The sequence below is a fragment of the Streptomyces sp. x-19 genome, from assembly GCF_046549115.1.
GTDB lineage: Bacteria > Actinomycetota > Actinomycetes > Streptomycetales > Streptomycetaceae > Streptomyces > Streptomyces albulus_C.
The window spans coordinates 607264-629993 of the sequence record NZ_JAJPWK010000001.1; the positions used below are offsets into that span (position 1 = coordinate 607264).

Genomic DNA, 22730 nt, shown 5'->3' on the forward strand with positions numbered 1-22730 from the left:
CACCACCACCGCCCACCACCGACCGCCCGAGCTTCCGTACGAGGGGGACCCCTTCCATGCACGCTGACCTCTCCCGCATCACCTACCGGCCGGAGCGCCACTACTCCGCCGTGGTGGCGCAGCAGGGCCGGGTCCAGCTGGACGCCGACGCCAACGAGCAGGCCGCGATCCAGCTGTTCCAGGCCCGTACCCTGGCCGCCGACCTGATCGGGCCGCACGGCGGACCGCACGGCGCCACCGGATTCAAGATCGAACTGCGCGGCGGCCCGCACGAGTTGGACGACCTGGTCATCGGCGGCGGCCGCTACTACGTCGACGGCATCGGGTGCGACGCCACCCGCCCGCAACCCGGCACACCGGTACCGGCCGCCGGCCACAAGGAGGGCGCGGAGCCGGCCGACCCGGACGCCGCGGACGCCCCGGCCGAGCCCGCCGCCGCGACGTGGACGTACTGGGACCAGCCGGACGCCTTCCGCGACCCGGAACGCCCCGGCGACCGGCTGCCCTCCCAGTTCCCCTACCTGGTCTACCTGAAGGTGTGGGAGCGGCTGGTCACCGCTGCCGAGGACCCGGCGCTGCGCGAGGTGGCGCTGGGCGCCGCGCTGCCGGACACCGCGGCCCGTACGAAGGTGGTGTGGCAGGTGCTGCCGCTGCCGGCGTCCGCGCTGGGCCTGGACGGCGACAACCCGCCGGCCGACGACATCCGCGCCGCGTTCGGCCGGTGGGCGCAGCAGGCCGCCGCCCCGGCCTGCCGGCTGGCGGCGCGCAGCGAACGCCCCGACCACGCCGACGACGATCCCTGCCTGGTCGCCCCCGAGGCCCGCTACCGCGGCCCCGAGAACCAGCTGTACCGCGTCGAGGTGCACGACGGCGGCGCCGCGAAGGACGCCACGTTCAAGTGGTCCCGGGAGAACGGCTCGGTCACCTTCGCCATCGACGACCTCGACGGCACCTGGGCGGAGTTGGCCTCCCTGGGCGGTGACGACGCGCTGTCGCTCCAGGTCGGCGACCTGGTCGAGTGCGTGGACACCGGCTACGCCAGCCGGGGCGAGGCGGCCCCGCTGCTGCGGGTGGAGGAGGTCGACCTGCCCGGCCGCCGGGTGCGGCTCTCCGACGAACCGGCGCCCGGCGTGGGCCGGCGACCCGAGCTCCATCCGTTCCTGCGCCGCTGGGACCACCAGGAGGCCGGGCGGAAGACGGTGCGGCGCGGCGACCGCCCGGGGCGGCTGCGGCACGGCGCGGTGCCGGTCGAGGAGGGCGGCTGGCTGCCGCTGGAGGACGGCGTGGAGGTCTACTTCGAGGCCGGCGGCACCTACCGCACCGGCGACTTCTGGCTGATCCCGGCCCGCACCGCCACCGGCGGCGTCGAGTGGCCCACCGACCCGGCGCGCCGCCCGCTGCTCCAGCACCCGTTGGGCGTCGTCGTGCACTACGCGCCGCTGGCCTGGGTGCACGGCGAACAGGCCGTGCCCGACCTGCGGTTGGCCTTCCGCCCGCTGGCGGCCGGCATCCCGGCGGCGGGCGACGCGGCCCCGAACGCCGCAGGCGCCGCGGACGCCGCCGGCGCGGACGCTCCCGGGACGCTGTCGACCGGGAGCGGCGGCGCCGGCCCGGCGCGGTCCCGGTCGCAGACCACCGCGGAGGCCGAGGCGCAGGTGGACGAGGCCGGGGAGGCGGGCTGATGGCGACCCCCCTGACCGGAAGCCAGCTGCTGGCGGCGCTGCGCGCGGAGGGGTTGGTCGTCCACGAGGTCCGCGACTGGCGCCGGCACAACCGCAACACCAAGGGCCCCTGGGGCCCGATGCACGGCGTGGTCGTGCACCACACCGCCACCGAGGGCACCGACGCCTCGGTGGACGTCTGCTACGACGGGCGCCCGGACCTGCCGGGGCCGCTCTGCCACGGCGTGATCGACAAGGCCGGTGAGGTGCACCTGGTCGGCAACGGCCGCGCCAACCACGCCGGGCTCGGCGACCGCAACGTCCTCCAGGCGGTCATCGACGAGGAGGAGCTCCCGAAGGACGAGCTCGCCGACACCGACGGCAACCGCCACTTCTACGGCTTCGAGTGCATCAACCTCGGCGACGGCCAAGACCCCTGGCCCGAGCCGCAGTTACTTGCGGTGGAGCGGGCCTCGGCGGCGATCTGCCGGGCGCACGGCTGGGGCCAGCGGTCGGTGATCGGGCACCTGGAGTGGCAGCCGGGGAAGATCGACCCGCTCGGCTTCACGATGGACGCGCTGCGCGACCGCATCGCGGCCCGACTGTCCCGCCCCCCGGAGGGCCCGGCGTCCCCGGACGCCCAGGGGCGGCCCGACGGCATCGGAGACGGGACGGGCCCGCCGGGCGACGGAGCCGGTGGCGGTGCCGGTGCCGGTGCCGGTGGCGACGACGCCCGAACCCCACCCGTGCCGCCCATGCCGCAGCACCCGCCCTACGAGCCCTTCCCCGGCGCCGAGTTCTTCCGCTCCGGCGCCCGCAGCCCGGTGCTCGCGGCGATGGCGCAGCGACTCATCGCCGAGGGCTGCGACCACTACCGCCACGGCCCCGCCCCGGAATGGAACGAGGCCCACCGCAAGTCCTACGCCTCCTGGCAGCGCAAGCTCGGCTTCCACGGCAAGGACGCCGACGGCGTCCCGGGCCGCGTGACCTGGGACCGCCTCCACGTCCCCAACACCCGGGCGGCGGGCGACGCGTAGCCGGCCCGCGGCCGAAAACGCCGGCGCGCCCGGGGGCAGGAAGCCCACCGGGCGCGCGCCGGGATGCGGTGACTTACGGGTGGTACTTCTCCTCGACGGTGTCGGCGCCCTGGGACACGCGGTCCATGGAGACGCGGACGGTCACGGCGCCGGTCTTCGCGGCCTTCTCCAGCTGGTCCACGGAGCACCTCTTGGTGCCGTAGCCGTCCTTGCCGATCATGACGTTGCCCGAGGCGTCGCCGCAGATCGCGGCCGCGCCGAGGATCCTCGTGGCGTTGGCGACCAGGAACTGCTGCCCCTTGCCGCCACCCTCGGGCCTGACCATCAGCTTGCCGGGCGCGACGTACGTCATCTTGCCGACGATCAGTTCCTCGTTGCCCGCGTGGGCGGAGCCGCCCCCGGTGGCCTCGGAACCGCCGGTGGAGCCGGAACCACCGGTGGAGCCGGAGCCGCCGGTGGAGCCGGAACCACCGGTCGCGGAGTGCGTGCCGGTGCCCGCGCCGCCGCCGGTGGAGTGCCCCGCCGACGCGCCGCCGTTCTGGCCCTGCGCACCGGAGTTGCCGGCCGAGGACTGGCCCGAGGCGCCCTGGCCGTCGGAGGCGGGCGAGGAGGTGGAGGAGCCGGCGGCACCCGTCGACCCGTCCTCCGGCCCGCAGGCCGTGGCCCCGAGGCCCAGTGCTGCTGCGGCGACGAGGGCGGCGGCGACGCGGCGGCCGGCGCGGCCGCGGAGTCGGTTGGTGACGGTGGCGGTGTTCATCGGTACTCCCGTTGCTCTGGTTCTGTCGTCTCGCTCCCGGACGACAACCAGCTTCGAAGAGCGTGTTGGCGTTCCACTAACGGACGACTAATACGGTGCAGCGGCGGACCGTAACAGCCATCCCGACGACCCCAACCACCCTGCGGACAAACCCGATTGAGTCACCAGGTCGCGGACGAATACCCAGCTCACGGCATGAAAAAGGCCGAGTGGCCCTCCCCCACAGAGGGCCACCCGGCGTCTTTCACACGGCGCGAGGCGATGTCGCCATCACCCCGTCCGCCTCATCCGGCGCTCCGGGTGCCCCGGCTTCCCGACCGCCGCCGCGGCCGGTCCACCGTTGCACCCCTCGCGGTCCGCCGGACGGTCAGAGGCCCTGCACGGGGAGTGCGGGCAGCGCCGGCACGTTGGCGGCGTTGGTCAGGTCGGCCAGGTTGGCGGGCACGGCCGGGGTCAGGCCCTTGGCGCCGGCGACGGTGGTGGTCGCGGTGCCCTTGGCGTCCGTCACCACGACGGTCACCAGGCCCCGGGCGAACGGCACGGCGTCGCCGCCGACGCCCTGGACCAGCACGGTGGCCTCGCCGCCGACGCCCTGCGCGAACGGCACCGCCGCGCCCTGCACGTGCTGCGCGAAGACCTGGGCACGGCCGCCGACGGCGGTCGCGAACGGGGTGGCCTGGCCCGCGGCGTCACCGGCGAGCGCACCGACGTTGCCGACCGCGCCCTGGGCGACCGGGAGGACCTTGGCGACCGCCCGGCCGGCGACCGGCGGCAGCACGTCGGCGGAGGTGCGGTCCACGACCGGACGCGCGGTGGCCAGGGCGCCCTGGGCCTGCTTGGTCAGCTGCTCGGGACGCAGCCCGGCGCCCGCGAGACCGGCCAGCAGGTTGTCGGCCGAGCCCGGCGCCTTGGGCAGCGCGGGGGTCTTGGGCAGGGCAGGGATCTTGGGCAGCGCCGGCACGCCGGGGAGGCCCTTGGGCAGGCCGCCCGGCAGCTCGGCGGCGGGCACGCCCGGAACGGCCGGCAGCTGGCCGTTCACCAGCGAACCGGCCTTGCCCAGGTCGGCGGCCTTGACGCCGTCGGTGACCTTGCCGAGCTGCTTGCCGGCGTCGGCGACCTTGGCGACCCGCTGGACGTCGACGGCCTTCTGGACGCCACCGGTGTTCAGCGCCGGCAGCCCACCGCCGACGAGCCGACGGACGCCGTCCACCACGCCGCCGGCCTGCGGCAGCCGACCGGTGGGCAGCTCGTCGGCGGACACACCGCCGCCGAGGACCCCGGTCGCCTTGTCGGCCGCGCCGCGCACGGTCTTGGTGGCCGTGCCGGCGGCCTTCTGGACGGTGCCGGTGACGGCGCCGGTGGGCAGCTGCCCCGCGGCACCGGTGACCGAACCGACGGCCGGCAGGTCCCCGGTGGCGGGCAGTTCGGCGGCGTTGGCGGCGACGGTGCCCAGGGCCCACAGGCCGGTGGCGGTGGCGGCGACGGCGATGGAACGGCGGATGTTGGAGCGCATGGTGGTGATGTCCTTCGAATTCAGGGGGTTCAACGGGCAGACCTGTGCCGCCCCCGCGCGGCAGGTCTCTTCAGACGCGGAGCGGGTCTGCCCTAGCCGGGGAATTCGAGGATGTCTTCGGCCCGTCGGCGCGTCGGGGCGCCGTCGGCCGTACGGACGCCACCCGGCAGCAGCCGGAAGCGCGGGGAGTCCGCCGGAACGGCGGCGTGCTGGTCCCCACCACGAGGACCGTGGCCGTCACCCGCGCTGTGTGCGGGCGGTGCGGCCGGGCCCTGCTGGCCCTGGCCCGGCAGGCCGTGGTGGCCGGCGTCCCGCTGCTCAGGGGCGGCGGGACGGGACCGGTCGACGGCCGGGTGGGGCGCCGCGTAGGCGCAGTGCGCCGGGCGGAACAGGTGCGGCGCGGACGGGCCGTGGCCGGCGTGCGCGGCACCCTGACCGGGCGCGGCGCCACCGGGCACCCCGCCGTGCGCGGGGCCACCGCCGTCGCCGGACCGTCCCGGACCACCGCCGACGGGCAGGTGGACGGGCAGCGCACCGCCGACCCGCTCCCCGATCCCGCCGATCCCCTCGACCGCGCCGGTCACCGGGCCGTCGAGCCGGTCGGCGACCGGTGCGGCGGCCTGCTCGGCGGGGCGCACCGCGCCCTCGACCTCGGCCGTCGCGGTGTCCGTACGGCGGGCGAGCGCGGCGCCGTCCGCCGTCTCCTGGTGCGCCAACGCCGCCCCGGAATCGGGCAGTCGGCCGGTGCGCCGGGAGGCGGTGACGTGGCCCGGGGCCGGGGCCCCGGACAGGGCCGTCGCGGCCGGGAAGCCGTCGACGGGCGTGCGGTCGGCGGCGTGTGCGCCGGAACCGTAGGCGACGCCGAGGAGGACGAACCCGATCAGGAAGAGCCCCGCCAGCAGTGCGCGCCGCACGGCCACCGTGCGCGGCAGGCGCACGGCGGCAGGCGTGACGAACACAGCAGACAAGGAGGGGACCTTCCCAAACGGACGGGGACAGCCGGGCGCAGCGCCTCGGTGTCGCACCCGTCACGGGTGATCGAGCGATGCCCTGATCCTTGCACGACACGCCAGGTGGCACGCAAGTCCCCCCGGGATTCCTGTCACCGTTGCTCCGCCATGTCCGGTATGGGCAGCGGTCTTTTCTCCAGTGCGGCGGCCATCACCTCCGGGAACAGCTCGGGCGTGCAGGCGAACGCGGGTGCGCCCAGGGCCGCCAGGGCCGCCGCGTGCGCCCGGTCGTAGGCGGGCGCCCCCTCGTCGGAGAGCGCGAGCAGCGTCACGAACTGCACTCCGGACGCCTTCATCGCGGCGACCCGCCGGAGCATCTCGTCGCGGATGCCGCCCTCGTAGAGGTCGCTGATGAGGACGACCACGGTGTCGGCGGGCCGCCGGATCCGCGACTGGCAGTAGGCCAGGGCGCGGTTGATGTCCGTGCCGCCGCCGAGCTGGGTGCCGAACAGCAGCTCCACCGGGTCGTCCAGGTGGTCCGTCAGGTCCACCACGGCGGTGTCGAAGACGACCAGCCGGGTGTCGAGGGCCCGCATCGAGGCGAGCACCGCCCCGAACACCGAGGCGTACACCACGGACGCGGCCATCGAACCGGACTGGTCGACGCAGAGCACCACGTCCTTCGTGGCCGCCCGCGCCGCCCGGCCGTACCCGATCAGCCGTTCGGGGACGACGGTGCCGTGCTCCGGGAGGTAGTGCTGGAGGTTGGCGCGGAGGGTGCGGTTCCAGTCGATGGCGCGGTGCCGCGGGCGACTGGTGCGGGCGGCACGGTCCAGCGCGCCGGTCAACGCGGCCCGGGTACGGGTGGCCAGCCGCTCCGCCAACTCCTCGACGACCGCGCGGACGACCCGGCGGGCGGTCTCCTTCGTCGTCTCGGGCAGCACCTTGTTCAACGACAGCAGCGTGCCGACCAGGTGGACGTCGGGCTCGACGGCCGCCAGCATCTCGGGCTCCAGCAACAGCGCCGACAGGCCCAGTCGGTCGATGGCGTCGCGCTGCATCACCTGCACCACGGAGGACGGGAAGTACCGCCGGACATCGCCCAACCAGCGGGCCACCTGGGGTGCCGAGGCGCCGAGCCCGGCCGCCCGCGGACCACCGCCGTCGCGCCCCCCGTGGCCCGATCGCTGGTGCTGCCGCGGGTGCTGCCGCTGTCCGTAGAGCGACTCCAACGCCCCGTCCACCGCGGCGTCCTGGCCGTGCAGCGCGCAGCCGGTGCCGTCCGCGTCACCTCCGCCCAGCACCAGCCGCCAGCGGCGCAACCGCTCCGCAGCCGGATCGTTCACCGTCGTCATCTGCCCGCCCCCGTCAGCTCGTTGGCCCGCCGCCAGGCCGCTCCGGGCCCGCCTGCGCGCTCCGCACCCCGCTCACCCGGACCGGCGCCTCCACCGGCGCCGTCCGCGCCCCCGTCGTCCGTGCCGTCCCCGTCGTCGGCGCCGTCCCCGTCGTCGGCGCCGTCCCCGTCGTCGGCGCCGTCCCCGTCGTCCGCGGGGCCGTGCCGGGGTGCGCCGAGCAGGAGTCGGAGGGTGGGCAGGACGGCGGCGGCGCGGTCGCGGTCCAGGCCGGGGCCGAAGCCGGGCGCCGCCGCGTCGCCCGCGCCGAAGGACGCACGGCCCGGACCGTCGGTGGGGCCGCGGCGGACGAGTTCGCCGAGGGTGCGGCGGACCCCAGTGTCGTACCCGGCGAAGGTGCGCCGCAGCAGCGGCAGGACGTCGGTGAACGCGGCGTCCGGGACCCGCGTCAACCAGCCGTCCACCAGCGCCCACAGCCGTGCGTCGTGGAGCAGCAGCAGGCCGCCGTCCCGGCCACCGACGAAGCCCTCGATCCAGCCGGCGGCGTCGGCGGGCGGGGTACCGGGCGAGAGGGCGAGCGCCATCAGCCGCTCCGCCCCGTCGTCGGGCAGCTGTCCGTCGTCCAGCAGCAGCCGGGCGGCCCGGCCGCGGAGCAGCCCGGGGACGGCGTCCCGTTCGGTGAGGGTCCGCAGGACCGTCGACCAGCGCGCCCGCAGGGACACCGCCGCGACCCCACCGAACCCATCAGACCCACTGGCCCCACCGGCCCCGCCGGCCGGCGTGCCGGTTCCGGCCGGCGTGCCGGTTCCGGCCGGTACCTGCCCGAGGAGGCCGACGGCCCGGTGGGTGGCGTCGAGGTGGCCGCGCATCTCGGCCGCGCCGTCCGCGCCCAGGCCCGTGCAGGCCGGCGGCAACCCGACGAAGATCCGCCCGGCCAGGCCCAGCGCCACGTCGTGCAGCGCCCCGGCGTCGGTGCCGCGGACGTCCCCGTAGCGCACCGACCGGACGAGGGCGGGCAGGGCCCGGGCGAGGTGGCCGACGTCCGCGTCGAGGGCGGCGCGGTCCGCGAGCGCCCGCAGCACCACCGGGAGGGCCTCGGGCAGCGCGGCGAGCAGGCAGCGCTCGGCGAGCGCGGTGACCTCGGCGAGCACGGTGGCCTCCGCGGCGTCCGCGCGGGCCTTGGCGGTGGCCGCGGCGAGCACCGTGGTGCCCCAGACGCCGGCCTCCGCGACCCGCACCGACAGTTCGGGTTCCCACCGCAGCCGCCAGGTCTCCCGGAAGGTGCCGGTGCCGCCCCGGGAGCGGACGGGCTCGCCCCAGGGGACGCCGAGCAGCCGCAGCCGGTGCAGCAGCCGGCTGCGGCCGGCGTCGGTCTCCTTGCGCAGGTCCAGCTCCACGTCCCGCTCCGCCGGCTCGGGCTTGAGCCGCAACGCCCGCTGGCAGCGGGCGAGGTCGCGTTGGAGCGGGACGGCCGGGGCGTCCTCGGGCACCCGGCCCAGCACCTCGCCGACCACCAACCGGTCGCGGATCAGGGCGGCCGGCACGTCGGAGCCTTCGGCCATGACGGCCCGCACCGCGTCGTCGAGTTCGGCGAGGCCGGCCAGCGGGCGACCGCGGACCGCGGCGAGCCCTTCGGCGAGCCGCACCGCCTCGATGACGTGCGCGGACGACACCGGGTAGTCCGCCTCGCGGAGCAGCCGGGCGGCCTTGGTCAGCCAGCGCTCGACGGGGCGGTCGGGGGCCTCGAAGAGGTGGCCGTACCAACCGGGCGAGGCGATGCCGGCGCCGTAGCCGCTGTGCCGGGCCAGCCTCCGGTGGGTCCACGGCACCCAGGTCAGCGCGGTCTTCACCTTCGGGAGGCCCGTGAGGAGCCGTCGGTCGGCGGCCGCGGTGGGGTGCGCTCCCGTACGGGAGCGGGTGCGCGGGAGGTCCAGCGCGGGGACGTGCCAGGCCCCGCAGACGACGGCGACCGGGTCCCCGAACTCCTTCTGCGCCGCCCGCAGTCGGAGTCGCATATGGGCCTCCCGCAGCAGGTCGCGGGGGTGGCCGCCGGCGCCGTACGCGGTGCGCAGCTCCGCCATGGCCTCCGCGAGCGCCGCGAACGGGGCCAGCGCGTCCGCCCCGCCGTGGGGCGCCCGACGGTGCTCGACGACGTCCTCCCACCACCGTTCGGGGTCGTCGTGGCCGGCGGCCTCGGCGAGCGCCCGGAGCGGGTCCAGCCGCACGGCGTCCGCCGCGGCCATCCCCGCCGGCTCCCCGTCCGCCCCCGCGCCCGGGTCCTCACCCGGCTCCTCGTCCGGCAGGGCCAGGGCGTGTGCCGCCGGCAGGTCGACGAAGCGCACCGGAACACCGCGCGTGAGCGCCCAACGCAACGCCACCCACTCCGGGGAGAAGGCGGCCAGCGGCCAGAACGCCGCGCGCCCGGGGTCGTCCACCGCGTGGGCGAGCAGGGCGACCGGGGGCCGCATCTCCGGGTGGGCGGCCAGCGCCACCAGGTCGTCGGCCTCGGGCGGCCCCTCGATCAGCACCGCGCGGGGCGCGCACTGCTCCAGCGCGGCCCGCACCGCCCGCGCCGACCCCGGGCCGTGGTGCCGCACCCCCAGCAACACCGGCCCGCCCCCGCTCCCGCCGGTCATGCGCCCACCTCCCGGCAGGCACGGTAGAAGTCCTGCCAGCCCTCGCGCTCGCGCACCACGGTCTCCAGGTACTCCTGCCACACCACGCGGTCGGTCGCCGGATCACGGATCACCGCGCCGAGGACGCCGGCGGCCAGGTCACCGGCGCGCAGCACGCCGTCGCCGAAGTGGGTGGCCAGGGCGAGGCCGTTGGTCACCACGGAGATGGCCTCGGCCGTCGAGAGCGTCCCGGTCGGTGACTTCAGCTTGGTGCGGCCGTCGGCGGTGACGCCGGCGCGCAGTTCGCGGAAGACCGTCACCACCCGACGGATCTCGTCCGTCCCCTCGGGCACGGGCGGGAGTTGCAGCGGTCGGCCGATCTGCGCCACGCGCCGCGCGACGATGTCCACCTCGTCCTCGGGAGTGGCGGGCAGCGGCAGGACGACGGTGTTGAAGCGGCGGCGCAGGGCGCTGGAGAGGTCGTTCACCCCGCGGTCGCGGTCGTTGGCGGTGGCGATCAGGTTGAAGCCGCGGACGGCCTGCACCTCCTGCCCCAGCTCCGGTACGGGCAGGGTCTTCTCGGACAGGAGGGTGATGAGGGCGTCCTGGACGTCGGCCGGCATCCGGGTCAGCTCCTCGATCCGCGCGGTCATGCCCTGCGCCATGGCCCGCATCACGGGGCTGGGCACCAGGGCGTCCCGACTGGGCCCGTTGGCGAGCAACTGGGCGTAGTTCCAGCCGTAGCGGAGCGCTTCCTCCGGTGTGCCGGCCGTGCCCTGCACCAGCAGGGTGGAGTCGCCGCTGACCGCCGCCGCGAGATGCTCCGACACCCAGGTCTTGGCGGTGCCGGGCACGCCGAGCAGCAGGAGCGCGCGATCGGTGGCGAGGGTCGTCACGGCGACCTCGACGATGCGCCGTGGGCCGACGTACTTCGGCGTGATGACCGTGCCGTCGCCGAGTGTGCCGCCGAGCAGGTACGTGGCGACCGCCCACGGGGAGAGCCGCCAGCGCTCGGGGCGGGGTCGGTCGTCGGCCGCGGCGAGCGCCGACAGCTCCTGCGCGAAGGCGACTTCGACGTGCGGCCGCAGCGCTTCCCCGGCCGCGCCGCGGGCCTCGCCCGCCGTCGTGATGGCGTTCTCGGACATGCTTCCCCCTCGTCGCACGATGCGCGGCCGGCACCCCGCGGAAAACCCGCCGGCCGCTTGCGGTTCCCAGCCTGCACCAGACCACTGACAATGCCCCGAAAACCGCTTCCCACCTGCGGAGTTGCCGAGGTTCGGGGCGATTGTCAGTGGTGCGCCGTAGCGTCGAAGGCGACGAATCCGCAGGGGTTCGACGGGAATCCGCAGGGGGGTCGGATGAATCCGCGAGGGGAACGCTGGACGACGGACCGGGTGCGCGCCCTGGCGCCCGACGCGGCGTCGCACGCGGCGGCCGCACGGCTCGCCCGCACCGGCCGCTGGTCGGCCGTCGGCGCGGCCGGGGACGCGGTGTGGGGGGTGTGCGGGGCCAGCGGCGCCACCGCGCACGAAGCGCAGCAGTACCAGACCGTCGTCGATCTCAACGGCCCGGCGTTCGAGTGCAGTTGTCCGAGTCGGAAGTCCCCCTGCAAGCACGCGCTCGGGCTGCTGCTGCGGTGGGTCGCCACCGCCGCTCCCGCCGTCCCCGTCACCGAGGGGGCCGCGCAAGGGGATCGGTCGGAGGGTCCGCCACCGTCGTGGGCGGCCGAGTGGCTGGCGGAGCGCCGGGAGCGGCCCGGCGGCGGCCGGACGGAGGAGGCGGGGGCCGGTGGACCGGCGACCGGTGCGCCCTCCCGCGCACCGGCCGATCCGGCGGCGGCCCGGCGGCGGGCGGAGCGCCGCTCGCAGCGGATCGGGTCCGGCGCCGCGGAGTTGGAGCAGCGGTTGCAGGACCTGCTGCACGCCGGCCTCACGACGATCGGCCCCTCCGAGGCCCCCCTCTCCCCCCTCACCCCCTTCTCCCCCTCCTCACCCGCCGGCCCGGGCAGGCCCCCGACCGGCGACCAGCACTCCTGGGACGAGACTGCCGCCCGCATGGTCGACGCCCAAGCACCGGGACTCGCGGCCCGGGTACGGGAGTTGGGCGCACTCCCGTCGACCGGTGCGGACTGGCCCTCCCGACTGCTGGAGGAGTGCGCCCTGCTGCACCTCCTCGGTCAGGGCTTCCTGGGCGTCGAGGCCTTGCCGGCACCACTCGCCGCGACGGTCCGCACCCGCGTCGGGGTGACCACGGAGGCCGCGGACGTCCTCTCCGGCCCGGACACCGTGACGCTCCGGGACCGCTGGCTGGTCCTTGCCCAACACGACGGCACGGAGGGCGCGTTGACCTCCCGCCGGATCTTCCTCCGGGGCGAGCGGACCGGCCGGATGGCGCTGCACCTCTCCTTCGGCGGCCCCCACCGCCCCTTGGACGTGGCCCTGCCGCCGGGCCTCCTGCTCGACGCCGACCTGGCCTACTACCCGGGAGCCCGGCCGCTGCGGGTCGCCCTCGGGGAGCGGCACTCCCCCGCGATCCCCGGCCCGGTCCCGTCCGGCTGCGGGATCGACGCCGCCCTGGCCGCGTACGGCCGCGCGCTGCGCGACGACCCCTGGCTGGACGCCTGGCCGGTGGTCCTCGCCGACGTCACCCCGATACCGGGCCGGTCCCGCGGCGACTGGCAACTGGCCGACGCGGACGGCGAATCCGCCCTCCCGCTGGACCCGCGCTGCCTGGGGCGCACGGCGCAGTGGCAGCTGGCGGCCGTCTCGGGCGGCGGGCCGCTCACGGTCTTCGGCGAATGCGGCCACCGCGGCTTCCTGCCCCTGACCCTCTGGGACCCCGCCCCGGTGTCCCTGTCCCCATGACGCACCCCATGCCGCACCCCCCTGACGCCCCGCGCCCCGGTGGCCGGCCGGTGCGACGCCCCGCCACCCCGATGACCGCCGTCCCGATAACCGCCGCCGCGGTGCCCCGCCGCCCCGGTGACGTGCCACCACCGCACCGAACCACCCCACCGTCCGCCCCGTCCGCCCCGTTCCCCTCGTCCACCCCCGGTCCCGCCCCGCGCGCGGCCCGTCGTCCGTGCACCACCCACCACCGGAGGCAGGGCATGCCGAGCACCCCCACCCCCCAGACCACCTCCACCACCCCCGTCACCCCGGCCGCCGCCCCCGCGCCCTGGCCCGACCTGGTCGGCGCCGCGCTCCTCGGGACCGGGCGGCGCACCCCGCCGGTGGCCGTCCGGGCCGGGCAGAGCCCCGCCGCGGCGCTGCTGGACGCGGCGGCGGTGAGCACCGTGCGGCGGCGCGCCGCGCTGCGCCCCGCCCCGGCCGGCGAGCGTCCCGCCCCGGCCCCCGCCGATCCCCGCCCCCCGCTGCCGCCGGCCGCCCGGCGCCGGCTCGCGCTCCTGCTGGCCGACCGCGGCCCCGGCTCCACCGGCCGGCGCGGCACCGACCCCGACCTCACCGAGCTGTTGCCCCAGTGGTTGGCGGCCGCCGGCGAGCAGGGCTACCGCGCCCCGGAGGCGTTGCTCCCCGCACTCCTGGACGCCGCCCGGTCGCGCACGGACCTGCGGTCCGCCGCGCTCGCCCTGGCGGGCCCCCGCGGCCTGTGGTTGGCGCGGCTGAACGACTCCTGGCGGTTCGCGCTCCGGGGCGTCGGCGGCCCGCTGGCCCTGCCGGGCGACGACGCCCCCGAGGCGATCCGCCGACGGTGGGCGGAGGGCCTGTTCGCGGAACGGGTGGCGCTGTTGACCGCGGTGCGCCGCCGCGATCCGCAGGCCGGACTGGAGCTGCTGACGACCACCTGGGCGACCGAACGCGCCGAGGACCGCCTGATGTTCGTGGACTCCCTCGGCGAGGCCCTCGCACCGACCGACGAACCGTTCCTGGAAGGGGCCCTGACCGACCGCAGCCGCACCGTCCGCAGCACCGCCGCGGAGCTGCTCTCCGCCCTGCCCGGCTCCGCGCTCGCGGCACGGATGGCCGGGCGCAGCCTGGTCTGCGTCCGGCTGGCCCCGGCCGCCGAGGGCGCCGGACACCACGAAATGCTGGCCGTCGACCCGCCGCGTGCCTGCGACGCCGGGATGCAGCGGGACGGCGTCACCGCCAAGCCCCCCTCGGGGCGTGGGGAACGGGCGTGGTGGCTGGGCCAGTTGGTGGAGGCCACACCGCTGGACCGCTGGATCGGACGGTTCGACGGCCGCACCCCGGCGGAGATCGTCGCGCTCCCGGTGGCCGGCGACTGGCGGACGGAGTTGCACGACGCCTGGTGCCGGGCCGCGGTCCGCCAGCGGCACCCGCAGTGGGCACGGGCACTGCTGGGCGCGCCCGGCGACCCGGTCCTGGCCGCGCCGGAGATGGCGCCGGCCGGCTCCGCCCGGGACCTGACGAAGCTGCTGACCGTGCTCCCGCATGACGAACGGGCCCTGTGGGTGGCCGAGTTCATCGCCGTCCACGGCCTCTCGGACGCGTTCCGGATGCTGGGCGTCTGCGCGGTCCCCTGGCCCGCGCCGCTGGGCCGGGCGGTGGTCGACGCGCTGGACATCGCCCGCGACGCCGGCAGCTACCCGTGGAGCTTCAGCGGCGTGATGGGCCTGGCCGAGCGCTGCCTGGACCCGGCGGAAGCCGGCCGGCTGGACATGTTGACGGCCGTCACCGACGAGCCCGAGGGCGCCTCCCCGGGCTCCAGCGGCTACTGGTCCGAGGCGTTCCTGCGCCTGGTCGGCACGCTCCGCCTGCGCGCCACCCTGCACGCCGAGCTGCGGACCGGAGCGCCGTCATGACGCACGGCAGCCGGCCCGCAGCCCCGGGCCGGCGCGCGCCGCGGACGTCCGACGCCCGATGGCCGGAGGGTTCAGACGGCCAGCGGGCGGACGTTCGCGTTGACCCACTCCACGATCGAGGCGGTGGTCGCCCCCGGCGTGAAGATCTCCGCGACGCCCTGCTCCTTCAGCGGAGCGATGTCGGCCTCCGGGATGATCCCGCCGCCGAAGACCTTGATGTCCGCCGCGTCCCGTTCCTCCAGCAGGGCGAGCACCTTCGCGAAGAGGGTGTTGTGCGCCCCGGAGAGGATGGACAGCCCGATCGCGTCGGCGTCCTCCTGGATGGCGGTGTCCACGATCTGCTCCGGCGTCTGGTGCAGCCCGGTGTAGATCACCTCCATGCCGGCGTCGCGCAGCGCCCGGGCGATGACCTTGGCGCCCCGGTCGTGTCCGTCCAGCCCCGGCTTGGCGACGACGACCCGGATCGGACCCGACCGGCCCGCGTCCCGCCCCTCCGCCTGCACCCCGTCTTGCCGCGCCACACTCATCACTACCTCCAAGCCATGCGCGGCACCGCCAGGGCGGGGCCGCCGAGCCGACATCCGGTCGCGCCACCGCGATCCGGCGGCCACGAGCGTGAACGAACGTTATCTACAGCATCCCGTACCCAACCGTTTCGTGACATCCGGCGAGGGGGAAATCACACACGGGACACCTGCACCTGGGACACATTCGCCACGCGCCGCGTCCCGCGTGCCGCACCGCCGCCAGGGACGGCCGGCGAGGCGCGCGGGCCGGGCGCCCGGGGAGCCGCAGCCGGGCCGGCGCGCGAGCCGCCGCAGCGCCGCCGCCGTGCACGGCTTCCCCACAAGGGCATTCGGGGGTCGTCGCCGCCTTCCGCATGCCGTTCGGGAGGTCGGCCATGGGGGCCCTGCCTGTTCTCTCCGCACCCCTTCTCCTGCGCAGCACGCTCGTGGAGCTGGGCGTGCTCGTCACCCACCTCCTCCGCTATCCCACCGGGATGGCCCAGGAACGACCGCTGCCGGCGCCGGCCGGGACCGGTGCCGACGGTTCCGCGGCCCGCCTGCCCACCGAGGGCCGCGCGCACCCGCCGGTGCTCCTGCTGCACGGCTTCGTCGACAACCGCTCGGTCTTCGTCCCCCTGCGCCGCTCCCTGCACCGCCACGGCTGGCGCCACGTCGAAGCGCTCAACTACTCCCCGCTGACCTGCGATCTGCGGCGGGCCGCCGAGTTGCTGGGCCGCCACGTGGAGGAGGTCTGCGCCCGGACCGGACACCGCCGGGTGGACGTCGTCGGCCACAGCCTCGGCGGCCTGATCGCCCGCTACTACGTACAGCGGTGCGGCGGCGACGCCCGCGTCCGGACGCTGGTCACGCTCGGCACCCCGCACGCCGGCACCCGCGTCGCGCCGCTCATGTCGGCGCATCCGATCGTCCGGCAGATGCGTCCGGACTCCGCGGTAGTGGCCGAGTTGGCGTTGCCGGCACCGCGGTGTCGGACGCGCTTCGTGGCCTTCTGGAGCCAGCAGGACCAGGTGATGGTGCCGGCCGCCACCGCCCGGATCGAGCACCCGGACCTGTGGGCGGAGAACGTCCGCGTGATCGGCGTCGGCCACCTCGCGCTGCCGGTCGACGCCACCGTCGTGGCCGGCATCCGGGCGGCGCTGGCCACCACGGCGGCGGACGGGGCCGCCCGGGGCGCGGTGTCGGTGGCCTGAGCGGCGAAGTGCCCACGGGCCCGGGCCGGGTCGCGACCGGTCCCCCGGACGGCAACGTTCCCGACGCCCGAGCGTCCCCTGGGCGCCGGGTGCCGGCCGCCTCGTCGAACGACCCTCGAACGGGGCGCCAAGAACGCGCATGGCCGTTGCCGAAAGCGGGCCAATTGCCCGGCCCCGCCGAGCCCGAAACCTCGGGAAGATTGTCGCCGTCGCGTACCGCCGGGTACAGTCGCCGCTAATTCTCCTGCAGCCGAGGCGAAAGAGAAGTTGGTGGACGACCGTCACCCGTCGGGGGCTCAGCTTCCGACCGCCCCCGCTTCCGATGCCTCCTACGCACCCTCGGCATACGGCGACGACGACCCCCTCTTCGGCGCGCACCCCGGCGGCTACGAGCACGGCGCCTACGCCCCCGGCGGCCACCCCACCGACGCCTACCCGACCGGCAGTTACCCCACCACCGGGTATGACAACGCCGGGTACGACACCGGCTACGGCAGCACCGGCTACGACCCGTACGCCCACACCGGGTACGACGCCCCCGGCCACGACACCGGCGCCACCGGGTACGACAACTCCGGTTACGGCAGCGGCTACGACAGCGCGGCCTACGGGCCCGGCGGGGGCTACGACGCCGCGGCCCACCACAGCGGCACCGCGTACGACCCCGGCACTTACGACACCGGCATCCACGCCCCCGCCGCGTACGCGGGCGACACCTACGACACCGGCTCCTACGCCACCGCCGGCTACCCCACCGGGGGCTTCGCCACCGACGGCTACGGCGGCGATGCGTACGGCGGCGGCTACGACCCCGGCGCCACGTACGGCACGGTGGACGGCCTCACCGGTGGTTACGCCACCGGCAGTTACGCCACGACCGGGCACGACACCGCGGGGTACGACACCGGCTACGGGGCCGCGGGCTACGACTCCGCCGCCTTCGCGGCCGCCGCCACCGCCGTCCAGGAACCCGTCGGCCACGAGGCCACCGCGGTCTGGTCCACCACGGACTACGCCGACTACACCGACCCGACGCCCGACCCGGCACCCGGCATCCCGGCCCAGGCGGGCCCGCCCGCGGAGGACACCCTCCTGTGGGACGCCCCCCTCGTCGCGCACACCACGGAGACCGACGGCGTCGACGACCCCGACAGCGCGCCCGACACCCGTGCCGCGGCGAGCGGTTCGGCGGCGATCGCCGACGCGATGACCCAGGCGATGCCCGTCACCGTCGTCCCGGACGACGACGCCCCCACCGGCCGGCGGGTGAGCGGTCCCCCGGCGGGCAAGGCGGTCCGCGGCGGCAACCGCGGCCGGCGCCGCCAGGCCAAGCGCTCGGCGCTGCTGACCGTCGCGGTGCCCTCGGTCGCCGCGATGGGCGTCTGCGCGGCGGCCGCGGCCTCGGTCAGCCAGTTCGGCGGGGACGACCAGGACGGCAAGACGACCCAGGCCGCGCCGGACGCCGGTGTCACGAAGCGGACGACGGCCGCCAACAAGAAGCTGGACAGCCAACTCGCCGGACTCAGCGCCAGCGCCCAGGACTTCCGCGAACGGGCCAGCCGCACCCAGGAACGGCTGGACCTCAAGCAGCGGCAGGCCGACGAGCGCAAGCGCAAGGAGGAAGAGGCCGCCCGCAAGGAGGCGCTGCGCCCCAAGTTCGTCCTGCCGGTCACCCAGCACGGCCTGAGCGCGCTCTTCGGCCAGGCCGGGGTCAACTGGATGTCGGTGCACACCGGCATCGACTTCCCGGTCAGCTACGGCACCACGGTCGTGGCCGCCACCGACGGCACCATGCGCACCCAGTGGAACTCCGCCTACGGCAACATGGCGATCCTCACCGCACCCGACGGCACCGAGACCTGGTACTGCCACCTGAGCAGCACCAAGATCCGCTCCGGTTCGGTGAAGGCGGGCGACACCATCGCCTACTCCGGCAACTCCGGCAACTCCACCGGCCCGCACCTGCACTTCGAGGTGCGGCCCGGCGGCGGTGCGGCGATCGACCCGCTGCCGTGGTTGCGCGCCCACGGCCTCAACCCCAACTGAACCCCGCGCCACACGCACACCGGAAAAGGAGCCCGCCGCACACCGCGGCGGGCTCCTTTCGTCGTCCTTTCGTCGTCGCTCCAGAAGGAGGCCCCGGGCGGGCGCCGGGGCCTCCCACGGCTCAGAGCTTCTCGACCGGCGCGTACCGCAGCAGCAGCCGCTTGGGCTTCTCGCCGCCGAAGTCGATGGTGGCCTCGGCGTTGTCGCCACTGCCCTTGACGCCGACGACCGTGCCCAGGCCGAAGCTGTCGTGGGTGACGCGGTCGCCGACGGCCAGCGAGACCACCGGGCGGTCGGCGGTGCGCCGGGTCGCGAAGCCGCTCGGCCCCTTGGACCGCGTCGACGACAACGACGCCCCGATGCCGCCGCCGAAGCCGCCGCCCGAGGAACCGCCCGACGACAGCCCGCCCATGGACGCCGACGGCGTCGCGGGGCCGGTGCGCTTCCAGTCCAGGAACGCGTCCGGGATCTCCTCCAGGAAGCGCGAGGCCGGGTTGTACGAGGGCTGACCCCAGGCGCTGCGCATCGTGGAGCGGGTGACGTAGAGCCGCTCGCGGGCGCGGGTGATGCCGACGTAGGCGAGCCGGCGCTCCTCCTCCAGCTCCTTGGTCTGGCCGAGCGCCCGCATGTGCGGGAAGACGCCGTCCTCCATGCCGGTCAGGAAGACCACCGGGAACTCCAGGCCCTTGGCGGTGTGCAGGGTCATCAGCGTGATGACGCCGGCGCCCTCCTCGTCCTCGTCCGGGATCTGGTCGGAGTCGGCGACCAGGGCGACCTGCTCCAGGAACTCGGCGAGCGTGCCGGGGCCCGCGGCGACCGCATCGACGTCGGTCACCTCGGCGTCGGCCGCACCGGCGTCGGCCGCCGGCGCCGCGCCCTCGCCGCGCTCCTGCTCGAACTCCAGGGCCACGGAGGCGAGTTCCTGGAGGTTCTCGATCCGGGTCTCGTCCTGGGGGTCGGTGGAGGACTGGAGCTCGGCGAGGTAGCCGGTGCGCTCCAGGACGGCCTCCAGGATCGTGGCCGGGCCGGCCCCGGACTCCACGATCGTGCGCAGCTCCTCCATCAGGGCGTTGAACCGCTTGACGGCGTTGGCGGAACGGGCGGCCATGCCGTAGGCCTCGTCGACGCGGCGCAGCGCCTGCGGGAAGGTGATCTTCTCGCGCAGCGCCAGGGCCTCGATCATCGCCTCGGCGCGGTCGCCGATGCCACGCTTGGGGACGTTGAGGATGCGGCGCAGCGGGACGGCGTCCTCGGGGTTGGCGAGCACCCGGAGGTAGGCGAGGATGTCGCGGACCTCCTTGCGCTCGTAGAAGCGCACGCCGCCGACGACCTTGTAGGGCAGCCCGACCCGGATGAAGATCTCCTCGAAGACCCGGGACTGGGCGTTGGTGCGGTAGAAGACCGCGACGTCGCCGGCCTTGGCGTCGCCGGCGTCGGTGAGCCGGTCGATCTCGTCGGCGACGAACTGGGCCTCGTCGTGCTCGGTGTCGGCGACATAGCCGGTGATCTTGGGGCCGGCGCCGGCGTCCGTCCAGAGGTTCTTCGGGCGGCGGTTCTCGTTGCGCTCGATGACGGCGTTGGCCGCGGAGAGGATGGTCTGCGAGGAGCGGTAGTTCTGCTCCAGCAGGATCGTGGTGGCGTCCGGGTAGTCCTCCTCGAACTGGAGGATGTTGCGGATCGTGGCGCCGCGGAAGGCGTAGATCGACTGGTCGGCGTCACCGACCACGCACAGCTCGGCGGCGGGGATGTCGACCGATGGGGGTCCCCCCGCGCGAGCGGAGCCGAGCGTGGGGGAGGGGCCGACCAGCTCGCGGACGAGGGTGTACTGGGCGTGGTTGGTGTCCTGGTACTCGTCGACGAGGACGTGGCGGAAGCGGCGGCGGTAGTGCTCGGCGACGTCCGGGAACGCCTGGAGCAGGTGGACCGTCGTCATGATGATGTCGTCGAAGTCCAGGGCGTTGGCCTCGCGCAGCCGCGCCTGGTACATCGCGTACGCCTGGGACAGGGTCTTCTCGAAGCCGTCGGCGGCCGTCCCCGCGAAGCTCTCCTCGTCGATGAGCTCGTTCTTGAGGTTGGAGACCTTCGCGCTGAAGGACTTGGGCGGGAAGCGCTTGGGGTCCAGGTCCAGATCGCGGCAGACCAGGGCCATCAGGCGCTTGGAGTCGGCCGCGTCGTAGATCGAGAAGGACGACGTGAAGCCGAGCCGCTTGGACTCCCGGCGCAGGATCCGCACGCAGGCGCTGTGGAACGTGGAGACCCACATGGCGTTGGCCCGCGGGCCGACCAGCTCCTCGACGCGCTCCTTCATCTCGCCCGCGGCCTTGTTGGTGAAGGTGATCGCGAGGATCTGGCCGGGGTGGACGTGGCGCTCGGCGAGCAGGTGGGCGATGCGGTGGGTGAGCACCCGGGTCTTGCCGGAGCCGGCGCCGGCGACGATCAGCAGCGGGCCGCCGCTGTGCGCCACAGCGGCCTTCTGCTGGTCGTTGAGCCCTTCCAGGAGCGCCGCCGGGTCGATGGCCGGGCGGGCGGCGCCGTCGCGGTAGTACGACTCCCTGGAGACGGGCGCGTCGAACCGCCCGCCGAAGAGGTCGGCGGGGACCTCCTCCGGGGCCGGGCCGGGCTCGTCCTCGGGCGGCGGCGGGGGCTCCTCGTCCGGGGGGCCGAGATCCGCCAGGAAGCTGTCGTCAAAGAGGCTGCTCATCGCCCACCGAGTCTAGGCCGCCGCACTGACAACCGGTCCCGGAGTGCCGGATTGGCCGGCACCGCTCCGCCGCGGGCGCTACCGTGTCCGTTCTGCCCGCAAACCGGCACCGCTCGCGTTCAGGTCACGAAAAGGTTTCGGGCATATCGAACACCAGCCTTCACAGGGGCCACACGAGTTGGCTACGGTCTCGCTCGGGCAGCCCGCAGTCCCCGCGGACGACAGCGTTCGCACGGGCCGCCCCCGCCGAGTCCGGTCCCGCCGCGAGGCACCCGGAGCCGGGGACCCACCAGCACCACCGGGGTGAATCGACCGGTGCGCCCGCCGCCAGGCGGACGCAGCAGCCGTAGGGCAAGCCTTCCGTCAGCAGACCGCCCGAACCCGACAGCTAACCCGGTAGGCGGTCCACGGAAGGAGTCGCCGGCCTTGGCGTCCCATCGCAAGCCGCGCACCCCCATACTCGCCACCCCCGGCGGCCGTCGTACGGCGACCGGGCTCACCACCGCCGCCCTCGCCTCGGTCACCCTGCTCTCGCAGACCGCGAACGCGGCCCCCAAGGCGCCCCAGCCCTCCATCGAAGAGGTCAAGACGAAGGTCGACGACCTCTACCAGCAGGCCGAGGTCGCCACCCAGAAGTACAACGGCGCCAAGGTGAAGGCCGACGGCCAACAACGCACGGTCAACCGTCTGCTCGATGAGGCGGCCCGGCGCGCGGACAAGATGAACGAGTCCCGGCGCCGGCTGGGCGCGTTCGCCTCGGCGCAGTACCAGAGCGGGGGGATCAACCCGACCGCCCAGCTGATGCTCGCCAAGGACCCGCAGCAGTTCGTCGACCGCAACCACCTGATGGAGCAGTTGACCGCCCAGCAGAAGCAGGCGATCACCGACTACCAGGCACAGGCCGCGGCCGCCACCCGCCAGCGGGCCCAGGCCACCAGCAGCCTGGAGAGCCTCCAGCAGTCGCAGACGTCCCTGAAGGAGAACAAGAGAAACGTTCAGGCCAAGCTGGCCGAGGCGCGCCAGCTGCTGTCCCGGTTGACCGCCCAGGAGAAGGCGCGGCTGGCCGAACTGGAGCGCCAGAAGGAGGCCGAGGCCCAGCGCAAGGCCGCCGAGCAGGCCCGCAAGGAGGCCCAGCAGCGGCAGCAGCAGCCCGGTGGCGGCGGCTCCGGGCAGGGCTCCGGCGGCGGCACGTCCGACGGCGGCTCGTACTCCACCAAGGCCGGCAAGGCGATCGCCTTCGCCCGCGCCCAGATCGGCAAGCCGTACGTCTGGGGCGCCACCGGGCCCAGCTCCTACGACTGCTCGGGGCTGACGCAGGCCGCGTGGCGGGCGGCCGGGGTCGACCTGCCGCGGACGACCTGGGACCAGGTCAAGGTCGGCACCCGGGTCTCCAGCAGCGATCTCCAACCCGGCGACCTGGTGTTCTTCTTCAACGACATCAGCCACGTCGGGATGTACATCGGCGGCGGCGAGATGATCCACGCCCCGCACCCGGGCGCCAGCGTCCGGGTGGAGTCGATCTACGGCATGCCGATCTACGGCAGCGTCCGGCCCGCTTAGCCGGTGGACGGGCGCGCACCGCGCGTCCGCGACGGACC

At 75.4% G+C, this 22730-nt stretch carries 15 protein-coding genes and 1 riboswitch; of the genes, 7 read left to right on the forward strand and 8 right to left on the reverse strand.

Translation table 11 applies throughout. The features are described 5' to 3' along the window. Positions 1-56: 56 nt before the first annotated feature. Positions 57-1682 (forward strand): DUF6519 domain-containing protein, encoded by a 1626-nt coding sequence (locus ACLJT4_RS02915; RefSeq protein WP_411120836.1) that lies wholly within the window; start codon positions 57-59, stop codon positions 1680-1682. After that, the gene (locus ACLJT4_RS02920) at positions 1682-2698 is read left to right on the forward strand and encodes a peptidoglycan-binding protein (protein ID WP_411120837.1); all 1017 of its coding nucleotides are present in this window, start codon (positions 1682-1684) and stop codon (positions 2696-2698) included. The genes ACLJT4_RS02915 and ACLJT4_RS02920 overlap by 1 nt, the downstream gene beginning before the upstream one ends. A 73-nt stretch (positions 2699-2771) precedes the next feature. Here ACLJT4_RS02920 and ACLJT4_RS02925 read toward each other — a convergent pair whose 3' ends face one another. From ACLJT4_RS02925 to ACLJT4_RS02950, 6 genes are all read right to left on the reverse strand, one after another. Then, positions 2772-3455, reverse strand: a complete 684-nt coding sequence (locus ACLJT4_RS02925; RefSeq protein WP_411120838.1) for a hypothetical protein — start codon at positions 3453-3455, stop codon at positions 2772-2774. A 367-nt stretch (positions 3456-3822) separates the two neighbouring features. Then, positions 3823-5001, reverse strand: coding sequence for a hypothetical protein (locus ACLJT4_RS02930; protein WP_411120839.1), 1179 nt, complete (start codon positions 4999-5001; stop codon positions 3823-3825). 59 nt (positions 5002-5060) lie between these two features. Beyond that, complete coding sequence (locus tag ACLJT4_RS02935) at positions 5061-5936, reverse strand: hypothetical protein (RefSeq protein WP_411120840.1); 876 nt, start codon at positions 5934-5936, stop codon at positions 5061-5063. A gap of 134 nt (positions 5937-6070) precedes the next feature. Beyond that, positions 6071-7273: a VWA domain-containing protein gene (locus tag ACLJT4_RS02940; RefSeq protein ID WP_411120841.1), complete on the reverse strand. Its 1203-nt coding sequence runs from the start codon at positions 7271-7273 to the stop codon at positions 6071-6073. Next, positions 7270-9906 (reverse strand): DUF5682 family protein, encoded by a 2637-nt coding sequence (locus ACLJT4_RS02945; protein WP_411120842.1) that lies wholly within the window; start codon positions 9904-9906, stop codon positions 7270-7272. The genes ACLJT4_RS02940 and ACLJT4_RS02945 overlap by 4 nt, the downstream gene beginning before the upstream one ends. Further along, positions 9903-11030 carry an ATP-binding protein gene (locus ACLJT4_RS02950; protein WP_411120843.1) on the reverse strand — a complete coding sequence of 376 codons (1128 nt, stop codon included), beginning with the start codon at positions 11028-11030 and terminating at the stop codon, positions 9903-9905. The genes ACLJT4_RS02945 and ACLJT4_RS02950 overlap by 4 nt, the downstream gene beginning before the upstream one ends. Positions 11031-11243: 213 nt before the next feature. Here ACLJT4_RS02950 and ACLJT4_RS02955 point away from each other — a divergent pair, with 213 nt between their 5' ends. Both ACLJT4_RS02955 and ACLJT4_RS02960 read left to right on the forward strand, forming a co-directional pair. Next, the gene (locus ACLJT4_RS02955) at positions 11244-12749 is read left to right on the forward strand and encodes an SWIM zinc finger family protein (protein ID WP_411120844.1); all 1506 of its coding nucleotides are present in this window, start codon (positions 11244-11246) and stop codon (positions 12747-12749) included. Between the two features lie 245 nt (positions 12750-12994). Further along, positions 12995-14668, forward strand: a complete 1674-nt coding sequence (locus ACLJT4_RS02960) for a DUF5691 domain-containing protein (protein WP_411120845.1) — start codon at positions 12995-12997, stop codon at positions 14666-14668. Positions 14669-14739: 71 nt separating this feature from the next. On the opposite strand, the gene ACLJT4_RS02965 is transcribed toward ACLJT4_RS02960, so the two are convergent. Then, positions 14740-15195: a cobalamin B12-binding domain-containing protein gene (locus ACLJT4_RS02965; RefSeq protein ID WP_411120846.1), complete on the reverse strand. Its 456-nt coding sequence runs from the start codon at positions 15193-15195 to the stop codon at positions 14740-14742. A 374-nt stretch (positions 15196-15569) separates the two neighbouring features. On the opposite strand from ACLJT4_RS02965, the gene ACLJT4_RS02970 reads away from it, so the two are divergent. Next, positions 15570-16385, forward strand: a complete 816-nt coding sequence (locus ACLJT4_RS02970) for an alpha/beta fold hydrolase (RefSeq protein WP_411120847.1) — start codon at positions 15570-15572, stop codon at positions 16383-16385. Positions 16386-16655: 270 nt separating this feature from the next. Beyond that, positions 16656-18431 (forward strand): peptidoglycan DD-metalloendopeptidase family protein, encoded by a 1776-nt coding sequence (locus ACLJT4_RS02975; RefSeq protein WP_411120848.1) that lies wholly within the window; start codon positions 16656-16658, stop codon positions 18429-18431. Between the two features lie 121 nt (positions 18432-18552). On the opposite strand, the gene pcrA is transcribed toward ACLJT4_RS02975, so the two are convergent. Then, positions 18553-21132 carry a DNA helicase PcrA gene (pcrA, locus tag ACLJT4_RS02980; protein WP_411120849.1) on the reverse strand — a complete coding sequence of 860 codons (2580 nt, stop codon included), beginning with the start codon at positions 21130-21132 and terminating at the stop codon, positions 18553-18555. Between the two features lie 249 nt (positions 21133-21381). Continuing rightward, positions 21382-21551, forward strand: a riboswitch (cyclic di-AMP (ydaO/yuaA leader). 7 nt (positions 21552-21558) lie between these two features. On the opposite strand from pcrA, the gene ACLJT4_RS02985 reads away from it, so the two are divergent. Next, positions 21559-22692, forward strand: coding sequence for an NlpC/P60 family protein (locus tag ACLJT4_RS02985; protein WP_411120850.1), 1134 nt, complete (start codon positions 21559-21561; stop codon positions 22690-22692). Positions 22693-22730: the final 38 nt, after the last annotated feature.